The following is a 15,233-nucleotide window of genomic DNA, read 5'->3' on the forward strand; positions in this document are numbered from 1 at the left end:
CCACCTGACCGACTTGCCGCCAGGAGCCCCGCCCGTGCCTTCAGCCGGATTCGCCAACCGACGAGCTCTCAAGCTCGTGGCCCTGCTCGCGATGCTCATCGCGTTCGTGGCCCAGCTCGTCGGTGCCCTGCTGCCCGTGGTCCCGTTGTTCATCGCCGCGTCCGTGGTGAACCTCGGCCTCGACCTCTATCTGCAGCACAAGCAGCCCGGGCTGCTCTCCCTGCTGGGAAAGATCCGGCTGGACATCACCGTCCGCCAGCTCATCCGCGACATGCTGATCCTGGTCGGACTGCTGCACATCCCGGGCATCAACCCGCTCAAGGAGCAGGCCCCCCTCACCATCGGGCTGCTCGTCTTCTACGTGGCGCACTTCGCGTGCCAGGCGGCGGCGGTACTGGTCCGCCGCACCCGTACGCTGCCGTTCCTCACCCGGAACATCGACTCCTCCCCGCTGCACCTCACCAAGGCCCCGCCGCGGCTGCTGGCCCGTCAGACCGGCCGCCGCCTGCTGCGTTTCTCCGTGCCGACCACGCTCGGCATGATGGCCACCGCGATCACCCGGGACGCCCTGTGGGGCGGCATCGGCCTGGCCGTCTCCCTGGTCCTCGCCATCGCCGGCACGGTCTACCTCGCGACCTGGCTGCTCCCCAAGAAGCGCGCGGTCAGCAACGAGAAGGCCCTGGAGTGGCTGGATCAGTGGCTGCAGGAGTACCAGCCGAGCGTCGGCATGTACTTCTCCGGCGGCACGACCTCCGCGTACCAGGCCAACATGTGGCTGAGCACGCTCGCCGAGCTGGACGGCAAGCCGATCATCGTGCTGCGTGAGCGCTTCATGGTGCAGAAGATCGACGCGACGGACATCCCGATCGTCTGCATCCCCAAGGTCGCGAACCTGATGCGGCTGGAGCACTCGGCGCTGAAGGTGCTGCTGCACCCCGCGAACTCCGGCAAGACCTCGCAGATCCTGCGCATCCCCTCCATCAAGCACGCCTTCATCAACCACGGTGAGAGCGACAAGCTGTCCTCCTGCAACCCGTACGCCAAGGCGTACGACGAGGTGTGGGTGGCCGGTCCCGCGGCGCGCGACCGCTACCAGCTCGCCGACATCGGCGTGGAGGACAAGGACGTCGTCGAGGTCGGCCGCCCGCAGCTGTCGCCCATCAAGGCATACGAGGGCGCGCCCAAGGGCGAGTACACGACCGTGCTGTACGCCCCCACCTGGGAGGGCTGGGACGGCAACCCGGGCAACACGTCCGTGATCCTGGCCGGCGAGAACATCGTGCGCGAGCTGCTCGCCGACCCGAAGGTGCGCCTGCTGTACAAGCCGCACCCGATGACCGGTTCGGTCGACCCCGAGGCCGGCGCCGCGAACGCCCGTATCAAGGCGATGATCCAGGAGGCGATCGCGCAGCGCGCCGCCGAGCGGGAGGGCCAGGGCGTGGGCCCGGAGGCCGCCGCCGAGCTGGAGGCCCGTACCGAGGCGCTGCGCGCCCTCACCACGTCCGACTTCAGCAAGAGCGCGGACGAGCTGGAGAAGATGCTGATCCAGAGCGCTCCCGAGGCGGGCCGCGCCGCCGCCGTGGCGGAGGCGACCGCTGCGTGGGAGGCCGCGTACTGGGCCTCGTTCCCCGAGTGGGAGCACCGGATCATCACCTCGGCCCGCCCGGCGATCTTCGCCTGCTTCAACCAGGCGGACGTCCTCATCAGCGACGTCTCCAGCGTGGTCTCGGACTACCTGAGCAGCGAGAAGCCGTACGCGGTGGCGAACACGTCCGGGATGACCGAGGACGAGTTCCGTACGAACTTCCCGACGGTGCGCGCGGCGACGATCCTCACGCCCGAGGCGGACGGCGTCGCCGGTCTGCTGGAGACCGTGCGGAACCCGGAGCGGGACACGCTCGTCCAGGCCCGCAAGGAGCTGAAGGAGCACCTGCTGGGCCCGTCCGACCCGCCGTCGCTGGCCCGCTTCAACGCGGCCGCGCTTGCGCTGCACGCTGCCGCCGTGGAGCGGCAGGTCCGGATGGAGGCCCGGCTGGCGGGCGTCCCGGGCCAGCGCGAAGAGGGCACGGAGGCGCACGAGGCGCAGGAGGCCGCCGAGGAAATGGAGCTGGACCCCTCGGAGTCCGGCGAGCCGGCCGCGGAGGCCGGTGAGCCGGCGGACGGCTCGGAGGCACGCGCGACCGTCTGACGCCGCGTCGGTACGCATGAGGGCCCGTGTTTACACGGGCCCTCAGTCGTTTTGGCGGCCCACGTAGCCGATGAACTCGGCGAAGGTCCCGGGGGACACGGTGACCACGGGCCCGTCGGGGTTCTTGGAGTCCCGGATGGCGATGAGGGCGGGGAGTTCGGCGACCTCCACGCATTCGCCTGCGGCGTCGCTGCTGTAGCTGGACTTACGCCACCAGGCGCCTCCCAAAGGCGCGCACTCCACGCAGTCACCGCCCGTGTCGCCGCTGTAGCTCGACTTACGCCACCGGGCCTCGGCGGGGATCAGGGACGTGCTCATAGCGCTCCTCCATCACTCGGGCGATCAGCTCTGCGGAGTCCGTCGTGGACAGCGCGGATGCCCTCAAGCGATCGTAACGACGTGAACGCTCCCTGACGTCCTTGACGTTCGCGGTCGCCCAAGCCTCCTCGTAGCCCTCCATGTACGCCACATCCGACTGGTCGTCGAACGAGTAGATGTTGAAGGACCCCAACACCCCGGCATGGGCTCCGGCCTTGAACGGCAGCACCTGGATGTCAACGTTACGGGCGTCCTGGGCATCCAACAGGTGGGCCAGTTGACCTGCCATGACCTGCGGACCGCCGACTTCCCGGTAGAGGGCGGCCTCGTCCAGCACGACCCACAGCAGCGGGGGTTCGTTGCGCCGCAGGATGCGCTGTCGGTCCATACGGGCCTCGACAGCGGCGTCGAGGTCGTCATGGGAGCTCACACGGAGTACGGCACGCGCATAATCCGGTGTCTGCAGCAGGCCGTGCACCAATTGGGCCTGGAAGACGCGGATTTCCGAGGCGGTCGCCTCCAGATGCGCGATGCGCTGGTACCAGGACGGCAGACGCTGGCGCTTGGCCATCTCCCACAGGCGCACCAACGCACCGTCCGCGCCCAGCGCCGTGTCGAAGCGCGGGATGTGTTCGTCCTTCGGCGTCTTCGCCGCCGTTTCGATCTGGCCGATCATTGAGCCGGTCAAGTAGACGATCTTGCCCAGCTGTTCCAGGGTCAGCCCGGCGCGCTCCCTCAGCCGTCTCAGCTCCGACCCGAAGAAATGGAGCGGGGACGCTCCTGGATCAAGACACTTGACGTGGGCCATGGGAGCTCCTTCGCTCAACCTGTGCCACCCGGCGGAGAGTTGCATTCACGCAGTAGCAGAGCGTAATCGACCCAGCGCACGATTGCCCTGTGAATGACACTTCCGACACCAATACCTATGCATTCCCGACGCCGGAGTACACGATCTCCCTTCGCGTCGGCACGCACAGTCCCCGGCACGTGCGGCGCGTCGTGCGGGCGCTCGTGCGGCTGTGGGGGCTGGCGCAGCTCGCCGACGGCGCCGAGCTGGTCGTGACGGAGCTGCTGGTCAACGTGTACCGGCATGTACCGGACCGGCGGTGCACCGTGGCGGTGCGGCGGCACGAGGACGGCGGGGACGGGGTGGTGGTCGCCGTCCATGACGACCATCCCGTACTGCCCGAGGCGCGGGACGCGGGCCCGTGGGAGGAGGGCGGGCGGGGGCTCGCGCTCGTCGCGGCGGTCACCGACAAGTGGGGCGTGGCCCCGGACGACGACGGCCCGCAGCGCACCCACGGCAAGACCGTGTGGGGTGAGCTGCGGGCCTGACGGAGCAGCAGGCGGCGAAGCCGCCTCAGCCCAGCGGGTCGAACCCGTCGTACGCCTCTTCCGCCTCATCCCGCTCCGCCTGGCGGTCGCGGCGGCGCTGGGCGGCCGGGCGGGGTGCCTCCATGCGGTGGTCCTCGCCGCGGCGGCCGAGCATCTCCGCGCCGGCCATCATCGTCGGCTCCCAGTCGAAGACGACCGCGTTGTCCTCGGGGCCGATGGCGACGCCGTCACCCGCGCGCGCACCGGCCTTGAGCAGTGCGTCCTCGACGCCGAGGCGGTTGAGGCGGTCGGCGAGGTAGCCGACGGCCTCGTCGTTGTTGAAGTCGGTCTGGCGGACCCAGCGCTCCGGCTTGTCGCCGCGGACGCGGAAGAGGTTCTCGCCCTCGGGGGTGACGGTGAAGCCGGTGTCGTTGACGGCCTGGGGGCGGATGACGACGCGGGTCGCCTCCTGGACCGGCTTGGCCGCGCGGGCCTGCGCGACGATCTCGGCGAGGGCGTAGGAGAGTTCCTTCAGGCCCATGTGGGCCACCGCGGAGACCTCGAAGACGCGGAAGCCGCGGGCCTCCAGGTCGGGGCGGATCATGTCCGCGAGGTCCTTGCCGTCCGGGATGTCGATCTTGTTGAGGACGACCACACGGGGCCGGTTCTCCAGGCCGCCGTACTGGGCCAGTTCCTCCTCGATGATGTCGAGGTCGGAGAGCGGGTCGCGGTCGGACTCCAGGGTGGCGGTGTCCAGGACGTGGACGAGGACCTCGCAGCGCTCGACGTGGCGCAGGAATTCGAGGCCGAGGCCCTTGCCCTGGCTGGCGCCGGGGATGAGGCCGGGGACGTCCGCGATCGTGTAGACCGTCGAACCGGCCGTCACCACACCGAGGTTGGGGACCAGGGTGGTGAAGGGGTAGTCGGCGATCTTCGGCTTGGCGGCGGAAAGGACCGAGATCAGGGAGGACTTGCCGGCGCTGGGGTAGCCGACGAGGGCCACGTCCGCGACGGTCTTGAGCTCCAGGACGATGTCCCGCTCCTCGCCCGGCTCGCCGAGCAGCGCGAAGCCGGGGGCCTTGCGGCGGGCCGAGGCCAGCGCCGCGTTGCCGAGGCCGCCGCGGCCGCCCTGGCCCGCGACGAAGGTGGTGCCCTGGCCGACCAGGTCCGCGAGGACGTTGCCCTTGCCGTCGAGGACCACCGTGCCGTCAGGGACCGGCAGGACGAGGTCCTGGCCGTTCTTGCCGGAGCGGTGGTCGCCCGCGCCGGGCGCGCCGTTGGTGGCCTTGCGGTGCGGGTGGTGGTGGTAGTCCAGGAGCGTGGTGACGTCCTGGTCGACGACCAGGATCACATCGCCGCCACGGCCGCCGTTGCCGCCGTCGGGGCCGCCGAGCGGCTTGAACTTCTCCCGGAAGACGGAGGCACAGCCGTGGCCTCCGTTACCCGCGGCGACGTGCAGCTCGACGCGGTCCACGAAGGTGGTCATGGGGGGTGCCTCCAGATAACGGCGGAAATACGGGGTGCCGTACAGGGTTACGTACGGAATTGTCTCTTCATCAACACGCGAAAGGCGGACCCGCTTCCCGTACGGGAAGGGGATCCGCCCTCGCGAAGAACCGTTGAACGGTTCCGCGGTGTCTTACGACCTGGTGGGTCAGACGCCCGGAACGATGTTCACGACCTTGCGGCCGCGGTGGGTACCGAACTCCACCGCACCGGCCTGCAGCGCGAACAGCGTGTCGTCGCCGCCCCGGCCGACGCCGGTGCCCGGGTGGAAGTGGGTGCCGCGCTGGCGGACGATGATCTCACCGGCGAGGACGGCCTGGCCGCCGAAGCGCTTGACGCCGAGCCGCTGAGCGTTGGAATCGCGACCGTTCCGAGTGGACGATGCGCCCTTCTTGTGTGCCATGTCTCCTCAGTCCCTTACTTCGCCGGAGCGTCGATGCCGGTGATCTTCAGCGCGGTGTGCAGCTGACGGTGGCCGATCCGCTTCTTGTAACCGGTCTTGTTCTTGTACTTCTGGATGCGGATCTTGTCGCCCTTGTGGTGGTCCACGACCTCGGCCTGGACCTTCACGCCGGCGAGCACCCACGGGTCGCTCGTGACGGACTCGCCGTCGACGACCAGCAGCGTGGAGAGCTCGACGGTCTCGCCGACCTTGCTGGTGGAAATGCGGTCAACCTCGATGACGTCGCCGACAGCAACCTTCTGCTGGCGGCCGCCGGTGCGCACGATCGCGTACACGCGGAACTCTCTCTCGCTAGAAACGGGGACCACTGATGCCAGCCGCCCCGGGGCCCTGCGGGCCCGGCTATCCGACGCGATCCGCATGATGCGGTCCGCACTGGACGAGCGGCCTCCCCCGGCGAACCGGGAGGTGTTTGCTCAGGTGGTTGGCGTACACAGACGCCGACGGTCAAGGTTACGGGGCCTTGACCAGGGGGTCAAACCGGGCCCCGGGCCGTGACGTACGGCCCGGGGCACCGGGTACTGCTCAGTCCTCCGCGGAGGCGGAGACCGACGAGGGAGCGGGCTGCTCGGCGGCCGCGGTCTTCTTGGCCGCCGCCTTCTTCGCAGTCGTCTTCTTCGCCGCGGTCTTCTTCGCGGTGGTCTTCTTGGCCGCCGCCTTCTTGGCGGTGGTCTTCTTGGCGGGCTTCTCGGCGGGGGCCTCGTCGGCGGGGGCCTGCTCGGTCTCCGCCTCCTCGGCCGTCGCCTTCTTCGCCGCCGTCTTCTTGGCCGTGGTCTTCTTGGCGGCGGCCTTCTTGGCCGTCGCCTTCTTGGCCGTGGCCTTCTTCGCGGCGGCCTTCTTGGCCGTCTTCTTGGCGGGCTCCCCGGCCTCGGGCTCCGTGGCCCCGGCCTCGGGGGCCTGCGGCTCCGTGGGGGCCTCGTGCGGGGCGCCGGTGGCCGCCTCGGGGGCGGCCTGGGCCGCCGCCTCGGCAGCGGCCTCGGGGGCCGCCTCGCCGCCGGCCTCGGTGGGCGCGGCGGGCTCGGCGCCGGCCGGGGCCGACACCGCGCGGGTCACCCGACGGCGGGCACGGGCCGGACGGGCCGCGGGCTGCGGCTCCGGCTCGGCTGCGGGCTGCTCGGTGGTGGGCTGCTCGGCCGTCACGGGCGCCTCGGCCTGCGCGGGCTCCTGAGCCGGTACCGGCTCCGCGGCCTGCGCCGGCTCCTGGTCCGCCGCGGCGGGCTCCGGGGCGGACTCGGCAGCGGTCACCACGATCGCGGCGCTGTCGTCGGCGGCCTTCGGGGAGCCCGCCGGCGCGGACACCTTCCGGCTCGCGCGGCGGCGGCCACGGCCGCGGCCGCGGTCGGCGGCCGCCTCGGCCTCGGCCGGGCTGGAGAACCACTCGTCGGCGTCGGCGACCGCGGGGGCCAGCTCCGCCTCGGTGACGGGCGCGGGCTCCAGCTCGGGCGCCGGGGCAGCCTGCTCCACGGCCTTCTCGGGCTGGTGGTCGTGCTTCTCGCCGTTGCCGCCCTTGCCCTTCTTCTTGCGCTTGCCGCCACCGCCGGTGCTCGTGGCCTGGTCCATGTGGACGATCACGCCACGGCCGTTGCAGTGCACGCACGGCTCGGAGAAGGACTCCAGGAGGCCCTGGCCGACCCGCTTGCGGGTCATCTGGACCAGGCCCAGCGAGGTCACCTCGGCGACCTGGTGCTTCGTACGGTCCCGGCCCAGGCACTCCAGCATCCGCCGCAGCACGAGGTCCCGGTTGGACTCCAGCACCATGTCGATGAAGTCGATGACGACGATGCCGCCGAGGTCCCGCAGGCGCAGCTGGCGGACGATCTCCTCGGCCGCCTCCAGGTTGTTTCTGGTGACGGTCTCTTCGAGGTTGCCGCCCTGGCCGGTGAACTTGCCGGTGTTGACATCGATCACGACCATGGCCTCGGTCTTGTCGATCACCAGCGAGCCGCCGGACGGCAGCCAGACCTTGCGGTCCAGCGCCTTCATCAGCTGTTCGTCGATCCGGTACGTCGCGAAGACGTCGACGTCCGAGGTCCACTTCTGGAGCCGGTCGCCGAGGTCCGGCGCGACGTGCGAGACGTAACCGGAGATGGTCTGCCAGGCGTCCTCGCCGCTGACGATGACCTTGGAGAAGTCCTCGTTGAAGATGTCGCGCACGACGCGGACGGTCATGTCCGGCTCGCCGTACAGCAGGGTCGGGGCGTTGCCGCTCTTCGCCTTCTTCTGGATCTCCTCCCACTGCCCCTGGAGGCGCTCCACGTCGCGGCGCAGCTCGTCCTCGCTCGCGCCCTCGGCGGCGGTGCGCACGATGACGCCCGCGTCCTCGGGGACGATCTTCTTGAGGATCTGCTTCAGGCGCGCCCGCTCGGTGTCGGGGAGCTTGCGGCTGATGCCGGTCATCGAGCCCTCGGGCACGTAGACCAGGTACCGGCCGGGCAGCGAGACCTGGCTGGTGAGGCGGGCGCCCTTGTGGCCGATCGGGTCCTTGGTGACCTGCACCAGGACCGACTGGCCGGACTTCAGGGCGGTCTCGATGCGGCGCGGGCCGTGGCCCATGCCGAGCGCCTCGAAGTTGACCTCACCGGCGTACAGGACGGCGTTGCGGCCCTTGCCGATGTCGACGAAGGCGGCCTCCATCGACGGCAGGACGTTCTGCACCTTGCCCAGGTAGACGTTGCCGACGTACGAGGTCGACTGCTCCTTGTTGACGTAGTGCTCGACGAGCACGTCGTCCTCGAGGACGCCGATCTGGGTGCGCTCGCCGCTCTGGCGGACGACCATCACGCGCTCGACGGCCTCGCGGCGCGCCAGGAACTCCGCCTCGGTGATGATCGGCACGCGGCGGCGGCCCTGCTCGCGGCCCTCGCGGCGGCGCTGCTTCTTGGCCTCCATACGGGTCGAGCCCTTGATGGACTGGACCTCGTCGAAGCCGGTACCGGGCTCGCGCTCTTCCTTCTTGCGCGGCTCGCGGACCTTGACGACCGTACGCTCCGGGTCGTCGCCGTTGGTGCCGGGCTCGGCGCCGTCACCGCTGCGACGGCGGCGACGGCGGCGGCGCCGGCTGCTGCTGGAGCCGCCGGAGGGCTGCTCGTCGGCGCCGTCCCCGGCGGCCTCCGGCTCCTCCGTCTCGGCGGGCTCCTCTGCGGGCTGCTCCTCGGCGGCCTCGGACGCGTCGGCGGACTCGCCGGACTCGTCCGTGCCGTCGGCCTCCGCGGCGTCGCCACGGCGACGGCGGCGGCCACCGCGACGGCGGCGGCGCGAGGGGCGGCCGTCCTGCTCCTCGTCGCCCTGCGCGGCCTCGGCCTCGGGCTCTTCCTCGGTCTCGGCGGCCTCCTCCTCGACGGGGGCGGCCTGCTGCGGCTCCGGCTCGGCGGCGGCGCCGCGACGGCGACGGCGGCGCGCCGGGCGCTCCTCGGCCTCCGCGGGCTCCTCCTCGGGGGCGGCGGCCGCAGCGGCGGCGGCAGCGGTCTCCGGGGTCTGGAACATCGGCTCGGTGAAGACCGGGGGCTGGAAGACGGCGCTCGGCGGCTGGGCGGAGCGGCGGCGGCCACGCGCCGGGGCCTCCTCGGCGGCGGGCTCCTCGGCGGCGGGCTGCTGGGTGACGGCCTGCTCCTGCTCGGGCTGGGCGAAGGCGGGCGCGGCGGGGCGCTCGGCGCGGCGGCGGGTGCGGCGGCGCGGGGCCTGCTCGGCGACCGGGGCCGGCGGGGCCTCCTCGGCGGCGACCGCGTGCGCGGCGGCGGCGACCGGCTGCTCGTCCTCGTCGGCGGCGACCGGGGCCTGGGTGGCGGCGGGCGTGCCCTCCGGGGCGGATGCCTTACGGGTGGCGCGGCGGCGGGTACGGGCGGGCCTGGCGGGCTGCGGCTCGGCCTCGGCGGAGACGGCGGCGGCCTCCTCGGCGCGTGCCTCCTCCGCGGCGGCTTCGGCTGCGGCCTCGAGCTGCTCCTCGTCCTCGTCCTCGGCGGCGACCGCCTCGACGGCGACGGCCGGCTCGGGGGTCACGGGCGCGGGGGCCTCGGCGGGCTGCGGCGAGCCGGCGGGCGCGGACGCCCGGCGGGTGGCCCGGCGACGCGTACGGGCGGGCCTGGCCTCTTCGGCGGCGGGCTGCTCGACGGCGGTCTCCTCTACGGGCTGCGGCTGCTCGGCGGCGGCCTGCTCTGCGGGCTGCGCGGCCTGCGGCTGCTCGGCGGCGGGCTGCTCCTCGGCCGGGGCCGGGGTGCCGGCCGGGGCGGTGACCTTGCGGGTCACCCGGCGGCGCGTACGGGCCGGGCGGGACTCGGCGGCGGCGGTGGCGGCCCTCGCGGGGGCCTCGGCGGCAGCGGCCTCGGCGGCAGCGGCCTCGGCGGCGGCCGTCTCGGCAGCGGCGGCGGACTCGGCCTGCGCCTCGTCGTCGGCGGCCACGGCGACCGGCTCCGCGACGACGGCCCGCTCGGCCACGGGGGCCGCGGCCTCGTCGGGCTGCGGCGTGCCGGCCGGGGCCGAGACGCGGCGGGTGGCGCGGCGGCGGGGGCGCGCGGGCGCGGCCTCGTCACCGGTCACGACGGCCGGCTGCTCGGCGGCGGGCTGCGGGGTGGTCTCGGCCGGCGCGGTGGTGTCCTCGGCGGCCGGTGCCTCGGTGGACTCGGCGGCGGCCGTCTCGGTGGCTGTGGTGCGCGGTGCGCCGGCCGGGGCCGACGTACGGCGGGTGGCGCGGCGGCGCGGGCGCGCCGGGGCGGCCTCCTCACCGGTCACGACGGTGGTGCCGGCGGCGGGCTCCTGGGGAGCGGCGGCGTCGCCGGGTGCGTCGGCCGGCTGGGCGGCCGTCACCTCGGGCGCCGTGGCGCCGCCCACCGGCGGCCCCGCGGGCCGGGACGCCGCACGGCGCCTGCGGCGCGGCGGCAGGGTGTCACTCGGTGTGCTGTTCTCGGAGCGGCTGTTCGCCGGCTCCGCGGATTCCGTGGGCTCAATGGGTTCGAGCATGCGGGCGGTTCTCCCGTCACGCTCCCGGGCGCCGCGTCCGGTTCCGGCCGCGGCCCGCGTAGAGAGCGGTGCCGCGGTCCGGGGCGCGGGCGCCACACGGGAGCTTTAGTCTCGCTCGCCGGGCCCTTGTGTCCGGGACCGGCGAAAGTCTCCTGGTCAGTTCGTTCGCCGGACCGGGGTGGCTCCCTGGCTGATCGGCGACGCGACGACGGCTCCTACGCTGCGCCGTCCGCCGCTCCACCGCCTGCGGGCGGTGCCTGCGTCGCGGCGGTCAGCCCGGCGGCCGTGGGTGGGGCGGCCGTGGCTGCTGCGTCGCGGTCGGGCGCGAGCGGGTCGGTCACCGCGCCGGTCTCCTCATCGAGCAGCCCCTGCGCCAGCCTGGTCACCGCTGCGGGGACCGGCGGCGCCAGGTCGGCCGTAGCTCGGAGGCCGGACAGGACGTCGTCGGGTCGTACGGCAGGTGTCAGATGCCGAACAACCAGCCGCAGTATCGCACAGGCATCAGCGCCGGGCCTATCGGCCTCGCACGCACCCGCCTGCAGATCCGCGACCGCGGCACGTGCGTCGAAGGTGCGGATGCCCTTCTTCGTCTGGCGCTCGACCGGTACTTCGTCGGCCGCGAGGAAGGCCGCGACGGCCCGCTCCGCGTCCGCGACGGCCACGCCGTCGAGCCGCAGCTCCCACACCGATGCCTGCAGCCGGTCGGCGAGCCCGGAGGTGTGCGCCTCCACGGCGTCGGTCACATCGAGACCGTCCGGCAGCGACTCGTCCAGCAGCGCGCGCAGCACCGCCGGGTCCCGTCGCTCGGTGAGGGCGATCTCCAGGTACTCGGCCTCGCTGCCGGTGCCCGTGGGCGCGGCATTGGCGTACGACACCTTGGGGTGCGGGGTGAATCCCGCGGAGTACGCCATGGGCACCTCGGCACGGCGCAGCGCCCGCTCGAAAGCGCGCTGGAAGTCACGGTGGCTGGTGAACCGGAGGCGGCCGCGCTTGGTGTAGCGCAGTCGGATGCGCTGCACCGCCGGTGCGGGCGGCGGGCCTTCGGGCTGTCGCTTGCCCAGTGTCGTCAGTCCTTCGTGAGTGCGGTCGTACTGCTACCTAGAGTACGTGCCTGCGGGGCCGCCGGTTCCCGCCGGGGTGCGGCCCGTCACCCGAAGAGCGCGAGGCGCACTTCCCGGGCGGCGGTGCGCGCGGCGGACAGCGCGGCCCGCACCGGCGGCCACAGGACCGCCCGGATCGCGTGCCCCACCGGGGTGAGGATCCACCGGTACACCCAGCGCAGCGGCGCGACGACCAGCCACCGCCACAGGGCGGCGATGCCCCGGCCGGCCGCCCGGGAAACGTACCCCGCGACCCGCCAGGCCCACGCGACGGCCGCGCCGGCCGCCCGCAGGACGGGCCGCAGCACGTACTCCCACACCGTCACGGCGGGCACCACGATCAGCCAGTGCGCGAGCCGGGCCAGCGCGTGCCCGATGGGGGTGAGGATCCACCGGTAGCACCACCGGACCGGGACCACCAGCAGGTAGTACGCCAGCCGGGCCAGCGCGTGTCCGATGGGCGTGAGGATCCAGCGGTAGATCCAGATCGCCGGGACGACGATCAGGTACCGGATCAGGAAGACCAGCGGCACGACGAGCAGGTAGTTGATCAGCCAGGCGATCGCCCGCCCGGCCGGGGCGAGGATCCACCGGTACACCCAGCGCCCGACGGGCGCCAGCACGTGCCGTCCGGTCCAGCACAGCGCGTCCCAGAGCAGCCGCAGCGGGACCACGACGATCAGCACCGGAATCTTGATCACCTGAGCGAGGCAGCATCCGCCGCCCGGCACCCGATCCCGCGTGTCCCCTGCCTTGTCCATGCCCCCGTGCGCCATGCGCCGCTTCCCCCGGTACCGCTATGTCCTGTCGTTCACGTGCTCCGCCCGCGTCGGCACCCAGTAGCGCAGCTTTCCGCCGCGCTCGTCCTCGAAGATCCCGCCGCAGGTCTCGATGACCCTACGTGACGCGGTGTTGGTGGTGTCACACGTGACCAGCGCGGACCTGATGCCGAGCGCGTGGGCCAGCGGCAGGGCCGCGCGCAGCATGGCGGTGGCGTGGCCGCGGCGGCGGGCGGTGGGCCGCACGTCGTAGCCGATGTGGCCGCCGAGCTCCAGCAGGAAGTCGTTCAGCTCGTGGCGCAGGCCGAGGCGGCCGAGGAAGGTGTCGCCGTCGACGTACCAGAGGTTGGTGCACGGCACGTAGCCCATCGGCCGCACGACCTCTTCGCGGGTCATCGAGCGCAGCCAGTCGGTGTACCGGGAGAAGACGACCGGGTCGTCCCACTCCGCGGCGAACTCGCGGATCTCCCGCCCGACGGCCGAGTCGTCGCCGGCCTCCCCCCGGCCCTCGGCCCGGAGCTCCTTCACCGCCTCCAGAAACGATGCCTGGACGCGCAGCGTGGGTGCGATCAGCTGTGGCATCGCAACAGTGTGCGGGGACACGCGACGGCCCGGCCACCGCTTTGCGGCGACCGGGCCGAACTGCCGTGCGTCTGCTGCGCGGCTACTTCACGACCGTGAGCGGGAGCAGCTTCTTGCCCGTCGGGCCGATCTGGATCTCGGTGTCCATCTGCGGGCACACGCCGCAGTCGAAGCACGGGGTCCAGCGGCAGTCCTCGACCTCGGTTTCGTCGAGGGCGTCCTGCCAGTCCTCCCAGAGCCAGTCCTTGTCCAGGCCGGAGTCCAGGTGGTCCCAGGGGAGGACCTCTTCGTAGGTGCGCTCGCGGGTGGTGTACCAGGCGACGTCGACGCCGTAGTCCGGGAGGGTCTTCTCCGCGGCCTGCATCCAGCGGTCGTAGGAGAAGTGCTCGCGCCAGCCGTCGAAGCGGCCGCCGTCCTCGTAGACCGCGCGGATGACCGCGCCGACGCGGCGGTCGCCGCGGGAGAGGAGGCCCTCGACGATGCCGGGCTTGCCGTCGTGGTAGCGGAAGCCGATGGAGCGGCCGTACTTCTTGTCGCCGCGGATCTTGTCGCGGAGCTTCTCCAGGCGGGCGTCGGTCTCCTCGGCGGAGAGCTGCGGGGCCCACTGGAAGGGGGTGTGCGGCTTGGGGACGAACCCGCCGATGGAGACCGTGCAGCGGATGTCGTTCTGGCCGGAGACCCGGCGGCCCTCGGCGATGACGTTGACCGCCATGTCACCGATCTGCAGCACGTCCTCGTCGGTCTCGGTCGGCAGGCCGCACATGAAGTACAGCTTCACCTGCCGCCAGCCGTTGCCGTAGGCCGTGGAGACCGTACGGATCAGGTCCTCCTCCGAGACCATCTTGTTGATGACCTTGCGGATGCGTTCCGAGCCGCCCTCGGGCGCGAACGTCAGGCCCGAGCGGCGGCCGTTGCGGGTCAGCTCGTTGGCCAGGTCGATGTTGAACGCGTCGACGCGGGTGGAGGGGAGGGAGAGGCCGATCTTGTCCTCTTCGTACCGGTCGGCGAGGCCCTTGGCGATGTCGCCGATCTCGGTGTGGTCCGCGGAGGACAGCGACAGCAGGCCGACCTCCTCGAATCCCGTGGCCTTGAGGCCCTTGTCCACCATGTCGCCGATGCCGGTGATGCTTCGCTCCCGTACGGGACGCGTGATCATGCCGGCCTGGCAGAAACGGCAGCCGCGGGTGCAGCCACGGAAGATCTCGACCGACATCCGTTCGTGGACGGTCTCGGCCAGGGGGACGAGCGGCTGCTTCGGGTAGGGCCACTCGTCGAGGTCCATGACGGTGTGCTTGGACACGCGCCACGGGACGCCGGAGCGGTTCGGCACGACGCGGCTGATGCGGCCGTCGGCGAGGTACTCCACGTCGTAGAACTTGGGGACGTAGACGCTGCCGGTCTTCGCGAGGCGGAAGAGCAGCTCGTCGCGGCCGCCGGGGCGGCCCTCGTTCTTCCACGCCCGGATGATCTCGGTGATCTCCAGGACGGCCTGCTCGCCGTCGCCGACCACCGCGCAGTCCAGGAAGTCCGCGATCGGCTCGGGATTGAAGGCGGCGTGGCCGCCCGCGAGGACCAGCGGGTGGTCCTCCGTGCGGTCCTTGGCGTACATGGGGATGTTCGCCAGGTCCAGCGCGGTGAGCAGATTCGTGTAGCCCAGCTCGGTGGAGAAGGAGACGCCGAGGACGTCGAAGGCGTCGACGGGGCGGTGCGCGTCGACCGTGAACTGCGGCACACCGTGCTCGCGCATCAGCGCTTCGAGGTCGGGCCAGACGCTGTAGGTGCGCTCGGCAAGCACGCCCTCGCGCTCGTTCAGGACCTCGTACAGGATCTGGACGCCCTGGTTGGGCAGCCCGACCTCGTACGCGTCGGGGTACATGAGCGCCCAGCGCACATCGCACGCGTCCCAGTCTTTGACGGTGGAGTTGAGCTCTCCACCGACGTACTGGATGGGCTTCTGGACGTGCGGGAGAAGCGCTTCCAGGCGCGGGAAGACCGTCTCGACAGGCATCGCGGCGTTCTCTCTTAGATCG

Annotated in this window: 12 protein-coding genes; 2 read left to right on the forward strand and 10 right to left on the reverse strand. The window is 72.3% G+C overall.

What is annotated here, in order from left to right:
* Positions 1-34 precede the first annotated feature (34 nt).
* Positions 35-2,188, forward strand: coding sequence for a hypothetical protein (locus tag ACIGXO_RS13875; RefSeq protein ID WP_399785030.1), 2,154 nt, complete (start codon positions 35-37; stop codon positions 2,186-2,188).
* 42 nt (positions 2,189-2,230) lie between these two features.
* Here the strand turns inward: ACIGXO_RS13875 and ACIGXO_RS13880 are convergent, their stop codons facing one another.
* Together ACIGXO_RS13880 and ACIGXO_RS13885 are read right to left on the reverse strand one after the other, a co-directional pair.
* Positions 2,231-2,506: a DUF397 domain-containing protein gene (locus tag ACIGXO_RS13880; protein ID WP_399785033.1), complete on the reverse strand. Its 276-nt coding sequence runs from the start codon at positions 2,504-2,506 to the stop codon at positions 2,231-2,233.
* On the reverse strand, positions 2,466-3,314 hold the full coding sequence (locus tag ACIGXO_RS13885) for a helix-turn-helix domain-containing protein (protein WP_399785036.1): 849 nt from the start codon (positions 3,312-3,314) through the stop codon (positions 2,466-2,468). Before ACIGXO_RS13885 ends, ACIGXO_RS13880 begins: the two co-directional genes overlap by 41 nt.
* 89 nt (positions 3,315-3,403) lie before the next feature.
* Between ACIGXO_RS13885 and ACIGXO_RS13890 the strand changes: the two genes are divergently transcribed.
* Positions 3,404-3,841, forward strand: coding sequence for an ATP-binding protein (locus tag ACIGXO_RS13890; protein ID WP_399785038.1), 438 nt, complete (start codon positions 3,404-3,406; stop codon positions 3,839-3,841).
* 25 nt (positions 3,842-3,866) lie between these two features.
* Here ACIGXO_RS13890 and obgE read toward each other — a convergent pair whose 3' ends face one another.
* From obgE to ACIGXO_RS13930, 8 genes are all read right to left on the reverse strand, one after another.
* A complete protein-coding gene (obgE, locus tag ACIGXO_RS13895) occupies positions 3,867-5,306 on the reverse strand; it encodes a GTPase ObgE (RefSeq protein ID WP_399785041.1) in 1,440 nt (479 codons plus the stop codon).
* A 168-nt stretch (positions 5,307-5,474) separates the two neighbouring features.
* Entirely contained in the window at positions 5,475-5,729 is a 255-nt protein-coding gene (rpmA, locus tag ACIGXO_RS13900) for a 50S ribosomal protein L27 (protein WP_030249625.1), read from the reverse strand.
* 14 nt (positions 5,730-5,743) lie between these two features.
* A complete protein-coding gene (gene rplU / locus ACIGXO_RS13905) occupies positions 5,744-6,064 on the reverse strand; it encodes a 50S ribosomal protein L21 (protein WP_031062249.1) in 321 nt (106 codons plus the stop codon).
* Positions 6,065-6,314: 250 nt separating this feature from the next.
* Positions 6,315-10,742: an Rne/Rng family ribonuclease gene (locus tag ACIGXO_RS13910; protein WP_399785046.1), complete on the reverse strand. Its 4,428-nt coding sequence runs from the start codon at positions 10,740-10,742 to the stop codon at positions 6,315-6,317.
* A 215-nt stretch (positions 10,743-10,957) separates the two neighbouring features.
* Complete coding sequence (locus ACIGXO_RS13915) at positions 10,958-11,761, reverse strand: TIGR03936 family radical SAM-associated protein (RefSeq protein WP_399785049.1); 804 nt, start codon at positions 11,759-11,761, stop codon at positions 10,958-10,960.
* 128 nt (positions 11,762-11,889) lie between these two features.
* On the reverse strand, positions 11,890-12,543 hold the full coding sequence (locus ACIGXO_RS13920; protein ID WP_399785052.1) for a hypothetical protein: 654 nt from the start codon (positions 12,541-12,543) through the stop codon (positions 11,890-11,892).
* A gap of 96 nt (positions 12,544-12,639) precedes the next feature.
* The gene (locus ACIGXO_RS13925) at positions 12,640-13,203 is read right to left on the reverse strand and encodes a GNAT family N-acetyltransferase (protein WP_399785054.1); all 564 of its coding nucleotides are present in this window, start codon (positions 13,201-13,203) and stop codon (positions 12,640-12,642) included.
* An 82-nt stretch (positions 13,204-13,285) separates the two neighbouring features.
* Positions 13,286-15,211: a TIGR03960 family B12-binding radical SAM protein gene (locus ACIGXO_RS13930; RefSeq protein WP_399785057.1), complete on the reverse strand. Its 1,926-nt coding sequence runs from the start codon at positions 15,209-15,211 to the stop codon at positions 13,286-13,288.
* Positions 15,212-15,233: the final 22 nt, after the last annotated feature.

The sequence above is a fragment of the Streptomyces sp. NPDC053542 genome (assembly GCF_044544685.1).
Taxonomy (GTDB): domain Bacteria; phylum Actinomycetota; class Actinomycetes; order Streptomycetales; family Streptomycetaceae; genus Streptomyces.

What these genes read in the sequence shown, in the direction of transcription:
- ACIGXO_RS13880 (WP_399785033.1), bottom strand. Translation starts at nt 2,506, where the DNA reads ATGAGCACGTCCCTGATCCCCGCCGAGGCCCGGTGGCGTAAGTCGAGC.
- ACIGXO_RS13885 (WP_399785036.1), bottom strand. Translation starts at nt 3,314, where the DNA reads ATGGCCCACGTCAAGTGTCTTGATCCAGGAGCGTCCCCGCTCCATTTC.
- obgE (WP_399785041.1), bottom strand. Translation starts at nt 5,306, where the DNA reads ATGACCACCTTCGTGGACCGCGTCGAGCTGCACGTCGCCGCGGGTAAC.
- rpmA (WP_030249625.1), bottom strand. Translation starts at nt 5,729, where the DNA reads ATGGCACACAAGAAGGGCGCATCGTCCACTCGGAACGGTCGCGATTCC.
- ACIGXO_RS13910 (WP_399785046.1), bottom strand. Translation starts at nt 10,742, where the DNA reads ATGCTCGAACCCATTGAGCCCACGGAATCCGCGGAGCCGGCGAACAGC.
- ACIGXO_RS13925 (WP_399785054.1), bottom strand. Translation starts at nt 13,203, where the DNA reads ATGCCACAGCTGATCGCACCCACGCTGCGCGTCCAGGCATCGTTTCTG.
- ACIGXO_RS13930 (WP_399785057.1), bottom strand. Translation starts at nt 15,211, where the DNA reads ATGCCTGTCGAGACGGTCTTCCCGCGCCTGGAAGCGCTTCTCCCGCAC.